Source organism: Kitasatospora sp. NPDC033851 (assembly GCF_055576085.1).
Genome location: NZ_JBVIRL010000013.1, coordinates 92,545 through 110,902 on the forward strand (window position 1 = coordinate 92,545; position 18,358 = coordinate 110,902).

The window sequence follows — 18,358 nt, forward strand, 5'->3', positions numbered from 1 at the left end:
CCATGGTGACCTTTGCCCTGCTCCGCCACGCATCCCTCGATCCGCTCGACCACGCGGGCGACACCTGGACCGGCCTCTCCGGCCACCTGGAACACGTCGCCGGCCAGATGCGCTCCGGCGTCCTCCAGCCCCTGACGGGCGGCGGCGGCCCTTACGCACCCCCGGGCACCGGGAACCGGCCCTGGAGCGGCGCGGCCGCCGACGAGGCAGTCCGCGAGATCGGGCTCCTCACCGACGAACTGCACGCGTTCCACTACGAGGCACTGGCCGTCTCCGCCGCTCTGCACCGCGCCAAGAAGGGCTTCACCGAGGCCCAGCAGAAGCTGCTCCGGGCCATCGGCGACGCCGAGGCCCTCGGCGCCACCGTGGCCGAGGACGGCACGGTCACCCTCCCCGACCTGCCACCCGAGGAACGCAACGACCCCGAGGCGATCGCGTACCAGAAACGGAAGTGGGACGAACTGCAGCAGCACGTCCAGGTCATGACCGCAGCCCTGACTGCGGCCACCGAAGCCGACAACGCGCTGGCAGCAGCCCTGCGCGCGCTCGACCCGACGGAGGCCGACCCGGCGACGCATCCCGACGCCGTGCGGAACGCCGCGAGCGACCTGGAGGCGGCCACCGGCATGCCGACCGACCCCAAGGCCCTGAAGGACTGGTGGGCCGGGCTCGACCCCGCGGTGCGGGCCGGGCTGCTCACGGCTGATGCGGACAAGCTGATCAAGGCCGGGGTCCTGGGGCCGACCGACTACGAGTGGTCGTCGCCGGACAAGGGGGCCGGGCCATGGGGAGTCCGTGAGCCGGGCGCTGCCGAACAGACGATGCGAGCGGAGGCCTTGGCTCTGGTAGCCGGCGGTGAACTAGCCGGACTCCCAAATGCTGCCCTCAACATGGCGCACTACCTGGACGGAAGCGGCACACCCCTCAACCTGGCCGTCGAGCCCATGCTTCGTGACGACGCCGGCTTCCAGGCAAAGACAGATCTCCAACTGGCTGCCGGCAAGGCCAGTTGGCGTCAGGCCGCGTTGGAAGCGTTCGAGAAGTCGGGAGGCGCGCCGGTCTCGATCCCCGTCGAGAGTCCGGTTGCTTCTCATACGTTCCAGGACCGCAACTGGTACCTGGCGATCGGAAGCCATCAGTACCTCACGTCGGGAGTGGTGACAGCCGTCCCGGGGCCGGACGGCAAGCCCAAGGTATCGCTGCAGTACCAGGTCAACGTCTGGGACCGCTACAACTGGGACCCCGGCAAGGGCACACCTATCGCCTTCACCGATATCAAGGACAAGGACGTGGCGAGCCTGCACCAGACGGGGCTCGCCAAGGAGTACGACATCGTCGGTCGGACCAAGCCGATCACCATCCAACTCGACGAACCCACCGACTTTGGGAGGCAGGCGCAATGAAGCGGCAGCGACGACGGACGCTGCTGCTGGGGGTCGTGCTGCCGCTGGTGCTGGTTGTCAGCGCGGTGGCAGGGCTGTACGGGCTGCGGGAACTGGTTCGGAACCCGCCTGCGGGCAGCGGGCGACCCGGGTCGTGGACGACGGTCACGTCGGAGTACGTCGTGGAGTTCTCTCGGGTACGGCCGCCCGCGTCGGCGAGCGAGGTGCGGTGGGCGTACCTGAAGGGGTTCCAGGACGATCTGGCGTTCCTCTCGTTCCACCTGCCGCCGGGTGCGGAGCAGGGGTTCCTGACCGGGCTGGGGATCGCGGTGAAGCCGGACCCCGGCACCACCCTCGACGGGTGGCCACTGGAAGGGTTCCAGCGGGCGGGGGCACGGGATCCCAAGGCGGCGGGGTCATTGCAGGAGGGCTCCTTCATCGCCGAGCCGCTGCCCGGGCACAGCAAGCGGCTCGCGGCTACCGTCTGGTTGGCCGCGGAGGGGGACGGGGGGACGCGGGTGTGGGTGTACGCCGGGGATTCGCCGTGACGGAATCCGGAGGCGGGCGGGAACCCGATTGGCCGTAGGATCGTCCTGCTTGTACGTCCGGAGCCGTCGAGACACCGAGGGAGGAGCGGGGCCATGGCTGTTGTCGCGATGTTGCTCGGGCTGCTCCGGGTGTTGACCGGGGACCTGGTGAGCAGCAACGGGACATTGGCGTCCGTTGCCGCCGTTGCGGCCGTGGTGTTGGTGGCCGGGGCGGTCGCCGGGGCGTTGGCCGGGGCTCGGCTCCTGGGGGCGCGGGCGCCGGCGGTGGTGCGCAGCGGGGTGCTGCGGCGTCGGGCGTTCCGTACGGCGTTCCTTCCGCAGCGTGATCCGGATGCCCGGGGCCGGCGACGCCCCAGGGCGCCGGGGGCGGCCCTGGCGGCCGCGTAAGCCCTTGTAGTTCCGTACTTCTTCGCGGCCGTCCTCCGCCGACCACTCATGTTCTGAGACCCCGGAGGGCTCGCTTCACCATGTCCGTTCTCGCCGTTCTCGATCCGGCCGTCGCCGTTGCGCACGCCGTCGTCGCCGCTTTCGCCCACGTCCTGCCGACCGCGTTGGCGATCGTGCTGTTCACCGTCGCCGTGCGGCTCGCGCTGCATCCGCTGGCGCGGGCGGCGGCGCGTGGGGAGAAGGCGCGGTCCGTGCTCGCGCCGAAGGTCGCCGCGTTGAACAAGAAGTTCAAGGACCGGCCGGAGAAGCTGCGGGAGGCGCTGGCCGAGATGTACCGGAAGGAGCAGGTGTCGCCGTTCGCGGGGTGTCTGCCGCTGTTGGTGCAGATCCCGTTCTTCTCGGTGATGTACCGGCTGTTCACCACGCCGAACGACCTGCTCGACCACACGCTGTTCGGTGTGCCGCTGGGCCTGCACGTGACGGGGGCGCACGGGGCCGGGCAGGTCGTGGTGTTCGGGGTGCTGTACGCGGGGATGGCGGCGGTGGGGTACGTCAACTTCCGCCGGGCGCGGCGGGCGGCGGCAGCGCAGCCCACCCCTCAGCCGGGGGCGGGGCTGCTGCCGTTCCTGTCGTTCGGGTCGGTGCTGTTCGCGCTGCTGGTGCCGGTGGCCGCCGCGCTGTACCTGCTGACGACGAGCGCGTGGTCGGCGGCCGAGCGGGCCTGGCTGTACCGGGGCGGGTCACCGGTGCCGGCGGCCGCGCTCGTCGGCTGAGCCCCTGCTCAGAAGTGGCGCAGCAGTTCGGGGAAGGCCCCGAGCTGCAGCGTCGCCTCGTCCGGGCCGAGGTCCTCGTGCTCCAGCACCCAGGTGTGCTGGTGCGGGATGTAGACGGTGCGCAGGCCGGCCCGGTGGGCGGGGGCGATGTCGGACTTGGGCGAGTTGCCGATCATCCAGGTCCGGTCCGGGTCGAGGCCGAGGTCGGCGGTCAGCTGCCGGTAGGTGTCGACCGACTTCTCGGCCACGATGTGGATGCCCCGGAAGTGGTGGTCGACGGTGGACGCGGTCACCTTGCGCTGCTGCTCGTCCTGGTCGCCCTTGGTGAGCAGCAGCAGGTGGTGGCGGTCGGCGAGGGCGGTGAGGGTGTCGGCGACGCCGGGGATCAGTTCGACCTGCCGGTTGCCCAGCGGGGCGAGGAGTTCGTCGATCCGGGCCTGGTCGGCCGGGGTGGCGGTGCGGCCGTCGTTGAGCTGCTGGAGGCAGTCGACGAGGCTCTGCCGGAAGACGGCGGCGCCGTAGCCGAGGGCGGCGGAGTTGGCGGCTTCGATGTCGTCCAGGAGGGAGCGGGTGCGGTCCCGCTCGGCCGGGGTGGCGACCCAGTCCAGGAAGCCGTCGATGGCCCGCTCGAAGAGGACGTTGTTCTCCCAGAGGGTGTCGTCGGCGTCGAATATGAGGATCTGGTCGGTGTGCATCCGGTGGTCTCCAGGGGGAAGGTGCGTCAGGCGGGCGGGAGCAGGCGGGCGGCGCGGGTGAGGGTCTCGCGGAGGTTGTCCTCGGTGGTGCGCTGCTGGGCCTCCTCGACGGTGAGCCACTCCAGTGGGGAGGCCGGGTTCTCCGGTCGGGCCAGGTCCGGGCTGTCGGTGGCCAGGAGGAAGCGCAGGTCGGCGTGCTCGTGAGCGGGTTCGACGGGCGAGGCGGGGACGGGGACGACGGCGAGGTGGACCAGCGCGGCGTCGGGCCACGGGGTGAGGTCGGCGAGGCCGGTCTCCTCCAGGCCCTCGCGCAGGGCGATGTCCAGCGGCCGGGTCTCGCCCGGGTCGCCGTGGCCGCCGACCTGCAGCCAGGCCTGCTGGCGGACGTGCCAGCGCAGCAGGACGCGGCGGGTCGGCGGGTGGACGATCAGCGCGGAGGCGGTGAAGTGGAGCGGGAAGGTGCCGCGGTTCCAGGGGTCGGCGGCGCCGAGGAGGTGGCGGGCCCGCTCGTGGTCGGCGGTCTCCACCGGACCCTGCGGGCGGTGGTCGTCCAGCAGTCGGGCCAGGTCGGGGCTGTGCGACGGGCCGTCTGTGGTCACCATGGATCTGTACTCCTCGTTCCGCTCCGGGACCGATCCGGGACGTTCCCCCGGGCTGCCGCGGACCGCTTCGGCGGTGTCAACGGGCTTGCGGGGAAAGGGCGGTCGGGCCCGGGCCTTCCGGTTCCGGCGAACCCGCGCAGCCTAGCCCGGGGGCCGTCGGGCGGCCCACCGGTTTTCGCCCGGCTGCACCGTCGGTACGGCCGGCGCCGGGGCGGGAGTGCCGGCCGCGCCGGGGCGGGAGTGTCGACCGGGACGTGGACGACGTGCCGGCCGCGCCGTGGTGGCCGGTCCGGCCGGGCCGCCGGGGCCGTACCGGCTGGTCGGGGCGTTCCCCGGAGGCCGTAGCCTGTGGTGATCGTTTCGGGACAGGTGGAGGGATGTCGTCATGGTGGCTGCTCCGGCGCTCGCCGAGCTGCGCGAGGTGTGCCAGCCGCAGGCCAAGCTGCAGAGCCGCAACGGTGAGCACTGGGCGGGCCGGCTGTACATGCGGCGGATCTCGTTGCGGACCACCCGGCAGCTGGTCCGCACCTCGGTGTCGCCGAACACCCTCACCTGGGTGATGGTGGTGTGCGGGGTCGGCGGCGGCGCGGCCCTGCTGATCCCGGGCCTGACCGGCGCGGTGCTGGCGGCCGTGCTGTTCCAGCTGTTCCTGCTGTTCGACTGCGTGGACGGCGAAGTGGCTCGCTGGAAGCGCCAGTTCAGCATGGCCGGGGTGTACGTGGACCGGCTGGGCGCGTACCTGGCGGACGCCGCGCTGATGATCGGCGCGGGCGTCCGGGCGGCGCGCGGCGGCTCGGAGCTGTGGGTGTCGGCGGGCCTGGCGGCCGCGTTGGGCGTGGTGCTGCTCAAGGCCTCGACGGACCTGGTGGACGTGGCCCGCGCCCGCAGCGGGCAGGCCCCGGCGGACGAGGAGTCGACTCAGCCGCGCTCCCAGGGCATCGCGACGGCCCGTCGGCTGGCCTCGCTGTTCAAGATCCACCGGGTGACCAACGGCATCGAGGCCTCGCTGGTGCTGCTGGCGGCGGCCGCGGTGGACGCCGGGCTCGGCAACCTGGACGCGACGCGGGCGACGCTCGCGGGGATCACGGTGATCACCTGGGGCATGGTGGTCGCGCACCTGGCGTCGATCCTGTCGTCCTCGCGCCTGCGCTGAGCGCGCCAAGCCCCGAGTGGAGCCGGCCTCCCGGGCGGGGCAGGTGAGGCGTTCCTCCCCCGCCCGGGGGAGGAACGCCGGCGAAGCCCGTCCCCGGGTGGACGCGGGGGGCCGGTGCCGGGCGGGACGGTAGGGGCATGACGATGACCCAGCCCGCCGCCACCACCCACGTCACCCCCGGTACCGGCACCCCCGCTACCGGCACCGCCGCCGTGCCGGCCCCGCCCCGGTGGGCCGTGCGGGCCGCGCACGTCGCGGCCGTCGCCGCGCTGCCGTCCGGGCTGTGGCGGCTCGGGCTGGTCGCTGGCTGGCACGGCGGGTACACCGACGCGGGCTACCAGGCGATGGGCTTCACCGGGTGGGGCGCGGTGTGGCCGGTCTTCCTGAGCCTGTTCACCGAGGCCCTGGCCCTGCTCACCCTCGGGCTGGTCCGCCCCTGGGGCACGGTGCCGCCGCGCTGGGTCCCGTTCGTCGGCGGGCGCCCGGTCAGTCCCCGCGCGGTGGTCCGCGCGGCCCTGCTCGGCGCCGCCGGGCTGGCCGTGCTCTGGACGCCCTTCGCCGGGTGGTGGGCCGTGCCGGGCACGGGCATGACCCCGCTGGGCCACTTCCTGGTGGGCTTCCTCTACCTGCCCACCGTCGCCTGGGCGCCGCTGCTGGTCGCCGTGGCCGTGTCGTACCACCGCCGCCACCGGACGGCGACGACAGCGACACTCCCCCGCACGGCCTGAGGCACGACCCGCACGTGCCCGCCGCGGGGTCCGGCGCAGGGCGCCGCCACGAAGGCCACGCTGGAGCAGTTGCGGCCGGCCGAGCGGGAGGTCTTCGCGCTCTGCGTGTGGGAGGAGCTGGATCACGCGGCGGTCGCGGAGGCGCTCGGCAGGCCGATGGGGACGATCCGTTCCCGGCTGTCGCGCGCCCCGGCCCGGTTGCGGGAGCTGACGGCGCGGGAGCCGGCCTCGGCGGCCGCAACGCGTTCCGCGCGAGCGGCGCAATGCCCGGGCAGCACCGGACAGGTACCAGGTGACCGCACGTCCGCGGTCCGGCCGCCCAAGGAGACGATCCGATGAGCGCCGCCCCCCGGGACCGGTCCGACCGGGCCGGTCGGGAGGAGATGGCCCGGCTGCTGCCGGCCGCGGCCGCCCCGGAACTCGACCAGGGCCGCTTCCTCCTGATGAAGGACCACCTGATGGACAGCATCACCGAGACCCCCGCCCCCCGGCGCGCCTCCCGCCGGCGCACCCTGCTCTTGCGTGCGGCCCTCCCGCTGGGGCTGGCCGCCGCGGCGGCCGGGGCCCTCCTCACCTTCGCGACCGGCGACCCGGGGGCCACGAACGACGACACCGGCCGGTCCCTGGGCAACGCCAGCACGGTCGCGTACACCCTGGAGAGCGCCGAGGACGTCGTCCGGCTCAGCATCCTGGAGCAGAACAAGCCGGTGGACACGGTCCAGCTGCAGCACGACCTGGACCGGTTCGGGATCCGCGCCCGGGTCTACGCGGGCGAGCCGGGCTGCAGGACCAAGCGGCCGAAGCAGCCGAAGAACGTGGACCTCAACGCCGGGTGGGACATCGATTTCCGGCCGCCAACGCCCCGATGGTGCTGACCGTCCACCCCCGTCAGCTCCCGAAAGGCACGGAGATCTTCATCTACCTGCCGCTGGCCAAGACCGATCCGGCCAACAGCTTCCGCGAGTTGGAGGCCGGGCTGATGCAGTCCCCGGGCCCCTCGTGCCTGGAGTCCCGGGTCTTCGTCAATCCGCTGGCCAGCCTGCTCCCGACCACTCCGCCACCGGCGGCCCCGTGATCCGGGCCTGATCCCGAAACGCCGCACCCCTTCTTCGGAACCAATCGGACTACATATTCTGTCCAACGACATATACAGTTGTCCGACAGAAGGGGTGTGGCCCATGCCGCCACTCACCACCACCCGACGCACCAGCGCCCAGCCCGCGACCGCCCAGTCCACAACCGCCGGGCCCACCACCACCCGACCCACGACCACCCGGCTCACCGCCGCCGCGACCGCCGCCCTGCTCGCCACCGTCCGGTGGACCGCCGCGCGGCCCGGCGTCGCCCTGCTCGTCGGGTACGCCGCCGAGCTGCTCTTCCGGCTCGTCCTCGTCCGGCACATGAGCTTCCCGTCCGTCCACCCCGACGAGGACTCCTACCTCGTCCTGGCGCGCGTCCTCGCGGGCCGCCCGACGACCGAGATCCCGGTCGGCGTGGTCATACCCGGCGGCTACCCCCTGCTGATCTCCCCCGTGCTGCGCCTGGCCGACGACCCGGTGACCGCCTACCAGGCGATCATGGTCATCAACGCCGTGGTCAACGCGCTGATCCTGCCGCTCGCCTACGTCGCCCTGCGCCGGCTCGGCCTGGGCCGCCGACTCGCGTTCGCCTTCGGCGGCGTGACCGGCCTGCTGCCGCCGGTGGTCTTCTACTCGCAGTTCGTGCTGACCGACGCCGTGCTGCCCGTCCTGGTGCTCGCCTGGCTGCTCTGCCTGCACGGCTGGCTCGCCGACGGCCCGCTGCGGCGCCGCACCTGGCACGCCGTCGGGGCGGGCGCGTCCGCCGGTTACGCCATGGCCGTGCACGATCGCGGCGGCGTGGTGGTGGCGTTGACCGCCGCGGTGTTCCTCGGTGTCCTGCTGCTGCGCCGCGCGCCGTGGCGCGCCACGGCCGCCGGGTTCGCGACGCTCGGCCTCGGCGTGCTCGGCGCGCAGCTGTTGTCGGCCTGGCTGCACGCGCAGTTCGCCGTCCAGAACAGCGATGTCGGCGGGTTCCTCTGGCGGGGCCTGACCGACCCGGAGGCCGCCCAGCGCACGCTCACCCGGACCGCCGGGCAGATCTGGTGCTTCACCGTCTCCACCTGGGGTGTCGGCGGACTGGCCGTCGTCGCCTGCCTGTGCGCGGTGGTCGACCGCCGCCGACCCCAGGCGCTCCGGATCACCGGCGGCCTTCTGGTGGCGCTGCTGTTCGGGACCGCCCTGGCCTCCGCCGCCGCACTGCCGGCCGACGGCCGGATCGACGACTGGGTGTACGCCCGCTACACCTCCTACCTCGTCCCGGCGGCCTTCCTCGTGGGCGCCGCGGTGCTCGCCAGGTGCGGACGCCGCACCCTGGTCCGGACGGCGGCGGCGACGGCGGGGCTCACGCTGCTGCTCGCCGAGACGGTGATCCAGTCGGCCGGTCCGAAGCTGCGCCACGAGGTCTTCGTACTCTGGGGCATGCCGGACGTCTCGTTCCTGGCCTCCGACTGGGGCCGGCTCAACATGCTCCGGGCCACCGCCGCCGCACTGGTCGTCCTCGTCGCGGTGGTCCTGGTGCGCACCTCCGGGGGCAGGCGGGTGCTCCCCGCGATAGGCCTCTCCCTGGCACTGTTCGCCGCCTTCGCGACCGCGACGATCACCGCGCAGGTCTCCGAGCCGCACGCGAAGTGGCGCAAGGGCCTGGCCACCGGCTTCACCCGCGACTCCGGGATCCGGGCGGACGACAACGTGGTCTTCGCCTGGGACATCGACGGGTCGCTGCGCGGCGCCCAGGCCTTCGAGGTCTACCGCGGCCGGGTCTGGTACCGGGACCCGCGCTGGCAGCCCGTCCCGGCGGAGGCGAACGTCCTGGTCACCCCACTGCCGGCGGCGGGGCAGCAGCCGGAGGCCTACTGGCCCGGCCACCCCACCGACTGGTACGTCGAGCGGGCCGACGCGCGGCAGAACTGGGCGGTCTGGCGGCGGCGTTGAGCCCGGCTAGGCTCCCCCGGCCACCTCGGCCGCCTCGCCGCCCCCGGGTCCACCCCCGGGTCCGCCCGCGAGCTCGGGCACCGTACGGAGGTAGGCGGCGAGGACGGTGTCGAGGAGGCCGGGGAAGCGCTGCTCCAGGTCGACCGTGCGCAGCGCGGAGAAGCGGCGGTTGGCCTCCTCGCGCTGGCTGATCAGGCCGGACTCGCGCAGCACCTTGAAGTGGTGGCTGAGGGTGGAGGGCGCGACATCCACCGGAAAGGTGCCGCAGGCCCGTTCGGGTTCGGCGCGCAGAACCCGGACGATGGTCATCCGGGTGGGGTCGGAGAGTGCGTGCAGGACGTCGAGGAGGTCGATCTCCTCGGTCGCGGGGTGCGCGAGCGCCGGTCGGCGGCGGGTACTGCGGGGCACGGTCAGACCTCCCTGATCTGCGATGTTCGACATCCATGGAAACGACGTGGTACCACTGTTCCGCGTCAATTTCGTAGTTCGTCGAACATCGTAGTCGAGGGGGAATCGACATGCGCGCACTGGTGATGACCGCACCCGGTGGAGCCGAGAACTCGCAGATCCGGGAGGTCGAGGCGCCGCGCCCCGGGCCCGGCCAGGTGGCGATCGACGTCGCCTACGCCGGACTGAACTTCGTGGACGTGATGACCCGCCGCGGCGACGCCGCGTACGCCGCCGAGTGGCCGTACCGCCCCGGCAAGGAGGTCGCCGGAACGGTCCGGGAGATCGGCGAGGGAGTCACCGGCCTGACCGTGGGCGACCGGGTCGTGGCCGCACCGGTCGGCGCGGGCCTCGCGGAGGTGGTGGTCGCGGAGGCCGCGCTCACCGTGCCCCTCCCGGACGGCGTGGCGCTGAGCGAGGCCGCCGCCGTGCCGCTGGGCCTGGCCACCTCGATGCTGCTGCTGACCGACGCCGGCCGCTTCGACGCCGGCGACACCGTCCTGGTGCACTCGGCGGGCGGCGGCATCGGCCAGGCCATCGCCCAGCTCGTCCCGCTGCTCGGCGGCGGCCGGCTGATCGGCACCGTCGGCCGCCCGGAGAAGGCCGCCGCCGCCATCGCCTCCGGCTACGACCACGCCTTCGCCCGCGACGAGGCACTGCCCGAGGCGATCCGGGCCGCCACCGACGGCCGGGGCGTCGACCTCGTCCTCGACGCGCTGGGCACCGAGGCCCTGGAACTCGACCTCGCCGTCGCGGCACCCGGCGCCCGGATCGTCCTGTTCGGCAACGCGGGCGGCGGCACCGTCGCCGACCTGCCCCCGCTCGGCCGCCTGATGGCGGGCAACCTGACCATCACCGGCTTCAGCCACCGCGGCCTGGCCGCCACCGCCCCCGACCGCCTGGCCCGCGCCATCCGCCGGGTCGTCGAGCTCCTCGCCGACGGCGGCCTGAAGCTGCCCGTCACCGAACTGCCCGACCTCCCCGCCGTCCCGGCCGCCCACGACGCGATGGAGGAGCGGCGGGCGACGGGGAAGTACGTGGTGCGCGTGGGCGGTTGAGCCCGACCGACCCAAAGAGGGACGCCCGGGCAGGCGGAGGGCCTTCCCGGGCAGCCGATCACGTACGCGACGATCACGTACGCGGCGATCACGTACGCGACGCAGCCGCGCGGTTGACCACCGGCCGCCCGCCAGACCGTGAAGGTCGCGCCCGGGTCCGCGTCGGCGGTGCCGGGCGGGCCGTAGAGCAGGACCGGCTCGGCGAGCCGGATGTCCGCGTAGAGGGCGCCGTAGTACGCGGTGAGCAGGTCGGCAGGAGTGCGGCTGGTCGTCGCCCGGGCATAGCCCCCACCCTGGCGGCGTTGGGCCGGGCATGACCAAGATTCTGGTGATCGGTGCAAACGGCAGTGTGGGCAGGCACGTTGTGGCCACGCTGGCCGAAGACCGCCACGAGGTGCGGGCGTTGGTGCGGGATACGGCGAAGGCCGTGCTGCCCAGGGGGGCTGAGGCCGTACAGGGCGATCTGGCCGTGCCGGAGAGTCTGGAGCCCGCGCTGGCGGGCGGGGTGGAGGCGGTCTACCTGATGTGGCCCGGGCTGCCCGTGGAGCCCCGGGCCGTGGAGCTGATCGCCCGGCACGCCAAGCGCGTCGTGTACCTGTCGGCGGACGTGGCCGACCTCGCGGACGACGAGCCGGCCGTGATCTTCCACCAGGAGATCGAGCGGTTGATCCGACGGTCCGGCCTCGGCTGGACCTTCGTGCGGGCGATCGACTTCGCGGGCAACCTGCTCGCCTGGGCCGACCAGGTACGGGAGGGCGTGGTCCGCTGGCCGTACGGGCAGGCGCGCCGTTCGCTGGTGCACGAGCGGGACATCGCGGACGTCGCGGTGCGGGCTCTCACCGAGGACGGGCACGACGGCGGCAGGTACGTGGTCACCGGGCCGGAGTCGCTCGCGCACGCCGAGCTGGCGGCGATCATCGGCGAGGAGCTGGGCATCGCGGTGCGGTGGGAGGAACTGCCGCCGGAGACGGCCCGCGAGCGGCTGACGGCGGCCTGGGGGAACGCGGCGTTCGTGGAGTCCCGGCTGCGGGCGTGGGAGTCGTTCACGCGCGAGCCGGAGCGGGTGACGGACACCGTGGAGCGGGTGCTGGGGCGGCCACCGCGCGACTTCCGTTCGTGGGTGCGGGACCACGCGGCGGACTTCCGGTAGCACCCGGCCCTGCGGCCGGGGGCCACGGCACGCTCCCCGGCCGTTCCCCGGCCGCTCCGGCGCGCGCGCCGGGTCAGCGCGCCCCCTCCGGCGCCTCCAGCGAGTCGAGCCAGCGCAGCAGGCGGGCGCCCTCGCGGGTCATGACGTCCGGGTCGCGCAGGGCGTTGGCCATCAGTGACATGCCCTGGTAGCCGGAGACCAGGGTGAGCGCCAGGTCGTCCGGGTCGGGCAGGCCCAGCTCGCGGAACTGGCCTGCGGTCCAGTCCAGCAGGCGCCGGATCACGGCGCCGGCCTCCGTGTCGAGGACTCCGTCGGCCCGCTTGTCGAGTTCGGTGGCCAGGGTGCCGGTCGGGCAACCGAACCGGGCGGCGACGTCGCGCCGGTCGACCCAGCCTTGGACGAGCGCCTTGAGGCGGTCGCGCGGGTCTCCCACGTTGTCGAGCGCGGTGGCGAGTTCGTCGAGGTGTGCGCTGTGTTCGGACAGTGCGGCGCGGACCAGCTCGTCCTTGGTCTTGAAGTAGTAGTAGACGTTTCCGACGGGGACGTCCGCTTCGCGCGCGATGTCGGCGAGGGTGGTGCGTTCGACCCCCTGCTCGTGGAGGACCCGGGCGGCGGCCGCCGCGAGCCGCCGACGCTTCTGCGACGCCTGTACGCGCCGATTCACTGAGTCAGTCACCCAACTCACTATAGACAGCCACCGGTGGGCGCATGCTACGTTCGTTCTCAGTCAGCCAACTAACTCACAACTGGCGACACGCAACTCATGACACGCAACGCGCAACGGGAGGGGATCGCGATGATCACAGTGACGGGTGCCACCGGCAACATCGGGCGGACGCTGGTGGAGCTGCTGGCCGGGGCGGGTGAGGAGGTGGTGGCCGTGTCGCGGCAGCCGCAGCCTCAACCGCAGCCCGGCCACCCTGCGGCCGGTGTCCGCTGGGCACAGGGCGACGTCGGCGACGCCGCGAGCCTGCGGCCCGCCCTCGAAGGATCCCGGGCGCTGTTCCTCCTGCTGGGCGGCGAGCTCAACAGCCGGGGCGAGAGCCCGAACGCCCTGCTGGACGCGGCCGCGGACGCCGGGGTCGAGCGGATCGTCCTGGTGTCCTCGCAGGTCAGCGCCACCCGGCCGGACGCGCCGTCGCACACCCGCCTGCGGGAGTTCGAGGCCGCCGTGAGCGCTTCCGGGCGGGACTTCACCATCCTGCGCCCCAGCGGTTTCGCCTCCAACGCCTTCGCCTGGGCCGAGACGGTCCGCACCAAGCGCACGGTCTTCGCCCCGTTCGGCGACGTGGCGCTGCCCGTCGTCGACCCGGCGGACATCGCGGCGGTGGCGGCGGCCGTGCTGCGCGAGGACGGGCACGCAGGCCGCACGTACGAGCTGACCGGCCCCGAGCCCATCAGCCCGCACCGGCAGGCCACGGCCCTCGCCGAGGCCCTGGGCGAGGAGGTGACCTTCGTCGAACTGTCCCGCGAGGAGGCCCACGCCCACCTGGCGCGGTTCATGCCGGAGCAGGTCATCCCCGGCACCCTGGACATCCTCGGGGTCCCGCTCCCGGCCGAACTGGCGATCAGCCCCGACGTGGCGGCGGTCCTGCGACGCCCGGCCGCGCCGTTCCGCGACTGGGTCGCGCGCAACCTGCCCGCCTTCCGGTAGCCCAGGCCCCGGGGCCGGGGGCTGACGGACGGTCGACACGGTGGTGCGCAGGAAGTCGGCCAAGCCGACTTCCTGCCCTCGTGATTGGAGCCTCGACGCCACCCAGCAGGGAGGTCGACGCGGATCGCATCGGGCGCGGGCTTCACAGACGGCGCCGGGGAGAGCGGCGAGGAGGCTGAAGGCCAGGGACCCGAGCATCAGGGGTGGGCATCACGGTTGCGCCTGTACTCGCGGAGGAGCGCGAGGAGGTTGATGAGGGTGCTGGCCGGGATGTTGCCGACGGAGATCAGACGGCGGCCGTGGAGGTTGATCTCACCCGGGATCGCGGAGGGCCAAAGGAGGCCGAACTCGCGCCCTTCGGTGCGGAGTTCGATGATCAAGTCGGTGAGCTGGCGGGGCGTGAGGTGGAGGAGAGCCGGGTCGGCGGGGTGGATGGGGTGGTGGGCGCTCACGCGGCACCGTCCAGCTGCAGCTCGAACCAGACGCTTTTGCCGAGCTTCTGGGGGTCGACGCCCCAACGGTGAGTGAGGCCGGCGACGAGCTGCAGACCCCGGCCGGACTCGGCGAGGACGGAGAGGGGCTGCTGCTCCGGGAGGCTCGGACTGCGGTCCGAGACGGTGACCCGGAGGGTGTTGGCGAGAAGAAGATGAGGACGACCGGGGAGGTCGTCCCGCCGTGGCGCCAGGCGTTGACGATGAGTTCGACCATGGCGAGCTCGGCGTCGGCGATGGAGGAGGGCGGCCACCCGGCGAGGGTCATCCCGTCCCGGAGGGCATCGCGGGAGAGGGTAAGGGAGGGGGAGTCGAGGTTGCGCACAGGGATCTCCCGAAGGGGAAAGGGTGAGACCGGCGGATGCGTCGCCGTGAACAAGCCCACTGGGCATGGGTGTTCTTCGGTGCCCGAGCGGCGTTACTGACGATCCGTTCGGTGATCGGTGCATCACAGACTGTAGGGCATGTGATGGCAAATTTGCCAGAACACTCAAGAAGATGTGCCTATCTGCTCGCTGGACTCGCCACGCCAGAGCGGTGGATGCTGGGGGAATGCCACCTACCCCAACCGCACGCCGCAAGCGCGTCGGCATCGAGCTGCGAAAGATGCGAGAGGCCGCCGGGCGCACGGCCGGAGATGCTGCTGCCGTTCTCGGGCTGGACCGGAGCAAGGTCACACTGATCGAGCAGGGCACCTACCCGATCAGTGCCGAGCGGGTCCTCGCACTCGCCGCCGAGTACGAGGAGGCCGACTCCGAGTACGTCGACGCAGTTGCCGAGATGTCCGCCGACCGGACCAAGGGGTGGTGGGAGGAGCACAGAGGCCTCGTCCCTGCCGGAATTCTTGAGATCTCCGAGGTCGAGCACTACGCCAGTGCGTTGGTGACGTACCAGATCTGTCATGCACCAGGGCTCATGCAGACCGAGGAGACAGCACGAGCAATCTTCCGCGAGGTCTATCCGCCTCTACGGCCCCTGAACATCGAAGCGCGAGTCGAGAACCGAATGCGGCGAGCCGAGCTGCTGACGCGAAGCAATCCACTCAACTACGAAGCGATTGTGCACGAGGCCGCGCTTCGCATGGAGTTCGGAGGAGCAGCTGTTGCCAGAGAACAGCTGAAGCAGTTGCTCGTACTCTCAGAAGCACCCAATGTGACCCTGCGCGTGCTGGAGTTCAAGGCCGGGGGATTCAAGGGCGCAGGTCAGGCAGTGCTGTACGCGAGTGGGCCCGTGCCCCGCCTCGATACAGTCCAGCTGGACTCCGTAGGATCGCCAGCGTTCCTGACCGAGATGAACCAGCTGGAGAACTACCGGAGCATCCTCGGGGCGATGCGTGATCGCGCGCTCGATCCTTCGGCCTCCCGTGACGCGATCTCCAGCATCATGAATAGCCTGTGAGGCCCCTGTGGAAGAACTCGCTTGGCGAAAGCCCAGCGCATGCGGCGATGGCAATAACTGCCCCGAGGTGGCCATGGCCCCCGACGCCGTCTACGTCCGCAGCAGTCTCCTGCCCGACGCCATCGCCCAACTCACCCCCGACGAATGGCGCAGCCTCGTCTCCGCCATCCGCAACGGCGAGTACGACGCCTGATCCCCCTCTACTGCACCGGCCGGCCTGTCCGGCCGGTGCTTCTGTCTGCTCCCAGACGCTGCGCTACCTTGCTTCGCCTGCTACCTTGTGATGCATGGTACCTGGCATCACAAACCCGGACGGGCCGGTGGCGACCCAGCTGCGCAAGGGCGTGCTGGAGTACTGCGTCCTCGCCCTCCTGAAGGACGGCCCGCGCTACGGGGTCGAGCTGCTGCAGGAACTCGGCCGCTTCCCGATGCTGGCCACCAGCCAGGGCACGATCTACCCCCTGCTGTCCCGGCTGCGCCGCGCCGGGCTCGCCGACACCTTCCTGCGGGACTCGGCCAGCGGGCCGTCCCGCCGCTACTACACCCTCACCGACACCGGCCGGGAAGCGCTGCGCGAGTTCACCACGCTGTGGCCCGCCTTCCGCGAAACCGTCGACCACGTCCTCGACCCGGGAGAGAACCCGTGAACAGCCCCATCGAGCACCCCCTGGTCCGCGCCCACCTCGACGCGGTCACCCGCTACACCGCCCCGCTGCCCGAGGACCGCCGCCGCGAACTCCTCGCCGACCTGCGCGAACACATCGAGATCTCCCTGGCCGACCACGATGTGGCCGACGAGGCCGCCGTCCGCCAGGTGCTGGACCAGCTGGGCAGCCCCCGGCAGATCGCCGATGCCGCACTCGCCGAGGACGGCCTGACCCGCCCCGAGCCGGAGAGCAGCCGCCGGACGAACGTGACGCTGCTCCTCGCGGTGCTCCCGTTCCCGCTGCTCCTGGTCCCGGTCGTCGGGCCCGTGCTCGCGCTGGCCTCCGCCGTCACCGTCGCCGTCCGCGTCACCAAGTCGCAGGTGTGGACCCGTCGGCAGAAGAAGCAGGCGACCCTGCTCCTCCTCGCCCCCGTCCTGACCACCCCCCTGGCCCTCGCCGCGTTCGCCGCCTCCCCCGCCGGGCTGACCCCGGTCAACGTGCTCGTCGCCTGCGCCGTGGGCTTCAGCCCGGTCCTGTCCGCGGCGATGCTGCTGTCCCGCTCCGCCGCCCGCCTGCGCGGCGCCGCCGCCGCGACGGCCTGAACCCGTCGCTCATCGGCCCCGGCGGCGCCTCAACTCCGCCGGCCATTCCCGCACCTGCGCCTCGTCGTGCAGGTACGGGGCGTCTGGCGCGGCCCGCAGGTCGATGCCGTGCAGCAGGTCCAGTGCCCACAGGGACACGTCGTCCCACCGCACTTCGTCGTCAAGGAGCCGGAGTCCGGCCCAGCGGCCGGCCTCGTCCCGGCTCACCCGGCCGTCCGCTCCAGGACGGCGCCCAGGCTCCCGGCGGCGGCGACGTCGGGGTAAAGCTCAGAATCCATCGCGCCAGTATGGCGATACGACCATCGCGGATCGAGAAACGGCTGGATCGCAGCGCTTCCGAACCGCCCCGACCGGAAGGCGGTTTTCCGCTGCGGAAGGCCGGGGTAGTGGCCAAGGCGTTCGCACCCGCACCGACCACAAGTCCGCTGCGGTGGCGAATCTTTGACATTTCCTTAGCGAAGGGATTCACCATGGACAGGATCCTCCGGAACGTCCTCGTCGCCGCCGCTGCCGCCGGCGCCCTGGGTATCGCCGCCGCCCCCGCCGCCATGGCCGCCGAGCAGGCGCAGCCGGTGGCCGGGGTGCAGGCACAGGTCCGCAACCCGAAGACGGTCAAGGCCGACGCCTACAACCAGGCCCGCAGCATCCTCGCCAACGCGGGCAGCCAGACCGCCGCCAAATCGCACCCGATCCACGGCAAGAACGACGTCCCGGTCTCCTACGGCACCAGCCTGCTCGCCTCCGCCCGGGACGAATTCCGAACGGCGGACAAGAACCTGCCCGCAGGCCAGAAGAAGTCCGACATGTCGATCCCCCACTACAGCGCCATCCACAACGCGGCGAAGGTCATGGGCATCGACCGCTGGTGACCACCTGACGTGCACCGTCCCCCGCGTGGCGGCTGCGCCGCGCGGGGGCCCACCCCGCAGTCCGGCGCCTACCGGGGCGTGACCTCCGGCTCGCCCGGCTTGCCGTCCCGTTCCACGGTGTACTCCCGGACCTCGCGCTCCGTGATCACCGTGATCCGGTTCACCCCGGACCACTCCGCCCTCAGGAATCCGTCGCCCTCGTCCCAGGTGCCCAGGTACCAGTGGCGGGCCGTCCAGCCGCTGCCGGTCAGCAGCTCCACGCGGCAGATCGGGTCGATGGACCAGGCGAGGTCGGTGACGGTCAGGACGTGCTCGGGGTTGCCCGGGTCGGGCTTGCGCTCCATCAGCCGACCCTCGCTGCCGAGGAAGTACGTGACGGCCCCGATCGCCACCGCGACCACGATCAGCGGCGACGCGATGGCGGCGCAGCCGAGCTGCGCCCACCGCTCACGGAACTCGAACTGCACCAGCATCGAGACCATGAGCATCACCGCTGCGGCCCCGAGCAGCAGCACCGGGTGGTTCAGCCAGCGTTCGACCTCCACCAGACCGCCCGAGCCCGCCGCCTGATGGCCGATCAGATACACCAGGGCGGCCACCAGCGCCGCACCCCTGAACCACCATTCGATTCGTCTGTGCCGCGCGGCCGCTGCCATGTACTCCCCCTGGGTGAACCTTTGCCCGGACTTTACTACGGGCGCGCTCATGGGCCCTGCGGCCCGGACGACGGTGGCTCCGTCGCCCGGGCCGCATCCACCGGCCG

Annotated in this window: 26 protein-coding genes; 19 read left to right on the forward strand and 7 right to left on the reverse strand. The window is 72.4% G+C overall.

Going from position 1 to position 18,358, the window contains the following annotated elements:
• The first annotated feature begins 2 nt into the window (after positions 1-2).
• The 4 genes from ACZ51D_RS24055 (at position 3) to ACZ51D_RS24070 (ending at position 3,090) form a co-directional block, all read left to right on the forward strand.
• On the forward strand, positions 3-1,403 hold the full coding sequence (locus ACZ51D_RS24055) for a hypothetical protein (protein ID WP_465663496.1): 1,401 nt from the start codon (positions 3-5) through the stop codon (positions 1,401-1,403).
• The gene (locus ACZ51D_RS24060; protein ID WP_465663497.1) at positions 1,400-1,930 is read left to right on the forward strand and encodes a hypothetical protein; all 531 of its coding nucleotides are present in this window, start codon (positions 1,400-1,402) and stop codon (positions 1,928-1,930) included. The genes ACZ51D_RS24055 and ACZ51D_RS24060 overlap by 4 nt, the downstream gene beginning before the upstream one ends.
• Positions 1,931-2,023: 93 nt before the next feature.
• On the forward strand, positions 2,024-2,317 hold the full coding sequence (locus tag ACZ51D_RS24065) for a DUF6412 domain-containing protein (RefSeq protein ID WP_360497025.1): 294 nt from the start codon (positions 2,024-2,026) through the stop codon (positions 2,315-2,317).
• A gap of 80 nt (positions 2,318-2,397) precedes the next feature.
• Positions 2,398-3,090, forward strand: a complete 693-nt coding sequence (locus ACZ51D_RS24070) for a YidC/Oxa1 family membrane protein insertase (RefSeq protein ID WP_465620488.1) — start codon at positions 2,398-2,400, stop codon at positions 3,088-3,090.
• 8 nt (positions 3,091-3,098) lie between these two features.
• Here ACZ51D_RS24070 and ACZ51D_RS24075 read toward each other — a convergent pair whose 3' ends face one another.
• Positions 3,099-3,785 carry an HAD family hydrolase gene (locus ACZ51D_RS24075; RefSeq protein WP_465620487.1) on the reverse strand — a complete coding sequence of 229 codons (687 nt, stop codon included), beginning with the start codon at positions 3,783-3,785 and terminating at the stop codon, positions 3,099-3,101.
• A 26-nt stretch (positions 3,786-3,811) separates the two neighbouring features.
• Positions 3,812-4,387 carry an NUDIX hydrolase gene (locus ACZ51D_RS24080; RefSeq protein ID WP_360497016.1) on the reverse strand — a complete coding sequence of 192 codons (576 nt, stop codon included), beginning with the start codon at positions 4,385-4,387 and terminating at the stop codon, positions 3,812-3,814.
• Between the two features lie 385 nt (positions 4,388-4,772).
• Between ACZ51D_RS24080 and ACZ51D_RS24085 the strand changes: the two genes are divergently transcribed.
• The 6 genes from ACZ51D_RS24085 (at position 4,773) to ACZ51D_RS24110 (ending at position 9,279) form a co-directional block, all read left to right on the forward strand.
• Complete coding sequence (locus ACZ51D_RS24085; RefSeq protein ID WP_360497014.1) at positions 4,773-5,540, forward strand: CDP-alcohol phosphatidyltransferase family protein; 768 nt, start codon at positions 4,773-4,775, stop codon at positions 5,538-5,540.
• Positions 5,541-5,677: 137 nt separating this feature from the next.
• On the forward strand, positions 5,678-6,268 hold the full coding sequence (locus ACZ51D_RS24090) for a hypothetical protein (RefSeq protein WP_465663498.1): 591 nt from the start codon (positions 5,678-5,680) through the stop codon (positions 6,266-6,268).
• A 60-nt stretch (positions 6,269-6,328) separates the two neighbouring features.
• Positions 6,329-6,607 (forward strand): RNA polymerase sigma factor, encoded by a 279-nt coding sequence (locus ACZ51D_RS24095; RefSeq protein ID WP_465620608.1) that lies wholly within the window; start codon positions 6,329-6,331, stop codon positions 6,605-6,607.
• On the forward strand, positions 6,604-7,143 hold the full coding sequence (locus tag ACZ51D_RS24100) for a hypothetical protein (protein ID WP_465663499.1): 540 nt from the start codon (positions 6,604-6,606) through the stop codon (positions 7,141-7,143). The genes ACZ51D_RS24095 and ACZ51D_RS24100 overlap by 4 nt, the downstream gene beginning before the upstream one ends.
• On the forward strand, positions 7,134-7,343 hold the full coding sequence (locus ACZ51D_RS24105) for a hypothetical protein (RefSeq protein ID WP_465620483.1): 210 nt from the start codon (positions 7,134-7,136) through the stop codon (positions 7,341-7,343). Before ACZ51D_RS24100 ends, ACZ51D_RS24105 begins: the two co-directional genes overlap by 10 nt.
• A 103-nt stretch (positions 7,344-7,446) precedes the next feature.
• Positions 7,447-9,279, forward strand: a complete 1,833-nt coding sequence (locus ACZ51D_RS24110) for a hypothetical protein (protein WP_465663500.1) — start codon at positions 7,447-7,449, stop codon at positions 9,277-9,279.
• Positions 9,280-9,285: 6 nt separating this feature from the next.
• Here the strand turns inward: ACZ51D_RS24110 and ACZ51D_RS24115 are convergent, their stop codons facing one another.
• The gene (locus ACZ51D_RS24115) at positions 9,286-9,687 is read right to left on the reverse strand and encodes an ArsR/SmtB family transcription factor (protein WP_465663501.1); all 402 of its coding nucleotides are present in this window, start codon (positions 9,685-9,687) and stop codon (positions 9,286-9,288) included.
• Between the two features lie 110 nt (positions 9,688-9,797).
• Between ACZ51D_RS24115 and ACZ51D_RS24120 the strand changes: the two genes are divergently transcribed.
• The gene (locus ACZ51D_RS24120) at positions 9,798-10,784 is read left to right on the forward strand and encodes a quinone oxidoreductase family protein (RefSeq protein ID WP_465663502.1); all 987 of its coding nucleotides are present in this window, start codon (positions 9,798-9,800) and stop codon (positions 10,782-10,784) included.
• Between the two features lie 313 nt (positions 10,785-11,097).
• Entirely contained in the window at positions 11,098-11,934 is an 837-nt protein-coding gene (locus tag ACZ51D_RS24125; RefSeq protein WP_465663503.1) for an NmrA family NAD(P)-binding protein, read from the forward strand.
• Positions 11,935-12,007: 73 nt separating this feature from the next.
• Here the strand turns inward: ACZ51D_RS24125 and ACZ51D_RS24130 are convergent, their stop codons facing one another.
• Positions 12,008-12,610, reverse strand: coding sequence for a TetR/AcrR family transcriptional regulator (locus ACZ51D_RS24130; protein ID WP_465620474.1), 603 nt, complete (start codon positions 12,608-12,610; stop codon positions 12,008-12,010).
• 120 nt (positions 12,611-12,730) lie between these two features.
• Here ACZ51D_RS24130 and ACZ51D_RS24135 point away from each other — a divergent pair, with 120 nt between their 5' ends.
• Positions 12,731-13,588 carry an SDR family oxidoreductase gene (locus ACZ51D_RS24135; protein ID WP_465663504.1) on the forward strand — a complete coding sequence of 286 codons (858 nt, stop codon included), beginning with the start codon at positions 12,731-12,733 and terminating at the stop codon, positions 13,586-13,588.
• A gap of 197 nt (positions 13,589-13,785) precedes the next feature.
• On the opposite strand, the gene ACZ51D_RS24140 is transcribed toward ACZ51D_RS24135, so the two are convergent.
• Positions 13,786-14,040 (reverse strand): hypothetical protein, encoded by a 255-nt coding sequence (locus ACZ51D_RS24140; RefSeq protein ID WP_465663505.1) that lies wholly within the window; start codon positions 14,038-14,040, stop codon positions 13,786-13,788.
• 68 nt (positions 14,041-14,108) lie between these two features.
• On the opposite strand from ACZ51D_RS24140, the gene ACZ51D_RS24145 reads away from it, so the two are divergent.
• The 5 genes from ACZ51D_RS24145 (at position 14,109) to ACZ51D_RS24165 (ending at position 16,726) form a co-directional block, all read left to right on the forward strand.
• Complete coding sequence (locus tag ACZ51D_RS24145; protein ID WP_465663506.1) at positions 14,109-14,504, forward strand: hypothetical protein; 396 nt, start codon at positions 14,109-14,111, stop codon at positions 14,502-14,504.
• 127 nt (positions 14,505-14,631) lie between these two features.
• Positions 14,632-15,477: a helix-turn-helix domain-containing protein gene (locus tag ACZ51D_RS24150; protein WP_465620466.1), complete on the forward strand. Its 846-nt coding sequence runs from the start codon at positions 14,632-14,634 to the stop codon at positions 15,475-15,477.
• A gap of 7 nt (positions 15,478-15,484) precedes the next feature.
• The gene (locus tag ACZ51D_RS24155) at positions 15,485-15,670 is read left to right on the forward strand and encodes a DUF397 domain-containing protein (protein ID WP_465663507.1); all 186 of its coding nucleotides are present in this window, start codon (positions 15,485-15,487) and stop codon (positions 15,668-15,670) included.
• A 94-nt stretch (positions 15,671-15,764) separates the two neighbouring features.
• Positions 15,765-16,124: a PadR family transcriptional regulator gene (locus tag ACZ51D_RS24160; RefSeq protein ID WP_360496979.1), complete on the forward strand. Its 360-nt coding sequence runs from the start codon at positions 15,765-15,767 to the stop codon at positions 16,122-16,124.
• Entirely contained in the window at positions 16,121-16,726 is a 606-nt protein-coding gene (locus ACZ51D_RS24165) for a DUF1700 domain-containing protein (RefSeq protein ID WP_465663508.1), read from the forward strand. The genes ACZ51D_RS24160 and ACZ51D_RS24165 overlap by 4 nt, the downstream gene beginning before the upstream one ends.
• A gap of 9 nt (positions 16,727-16,735) precedes the next feature.
• Here the strand turns inward: ACZ51D_RS24165 and ACZ51D_RS24170 are convergent, their stop codons facing one another.
• Positions 16,736-16,933 carry a hypothetical protein gene (locus ACZ51D_RS24170; protein ID WP_465620460.1) on the reverse strand — a complete coding sequence of 66 codons (198 nt, stop codon included), beginning with the start codon at positions 16,931-16,933 and terminating at the stop codon, positions 16,736-16,738.
• A 263-nt stretch (positions 16,934-17,196) separates the two neighbouring features.
• Here ACZ51D_RS24170 and ACZ51D_RS24175 point away from each other — a divergent pair, with 263 nt between their 5' ends.
• The gene (locus ACZ51D_RS24175; RefSeq protein ID WP_465663509.1) at positions 17,197-17,595 is read left to right on the forward strand and encodes a hypothetical protein; all 399 of its coding nucleotides are present in this window, start codon (positions 17,197-17,199) and stop codon (positions 17,593-17,595) included.
• Between the two features lie 68 nt (positions 17,596-17,663).
• Here the strand turns inward: ACZ51D_RS24175 and ACZ51D_RS24180 are convergent, their stop codons facing one another.
• Entirely contained in the window at positions 17,664-18,251 is a 588-nt protein-coding gene (locus tag ACZ51D_RS24180) for a hypothetical protein (RefSeq protein ID WP_465620458.1), read from the reverse strand.
• Between the last annotated feature and the right edge of the window lie 107 nt (positions 18,252-18,358).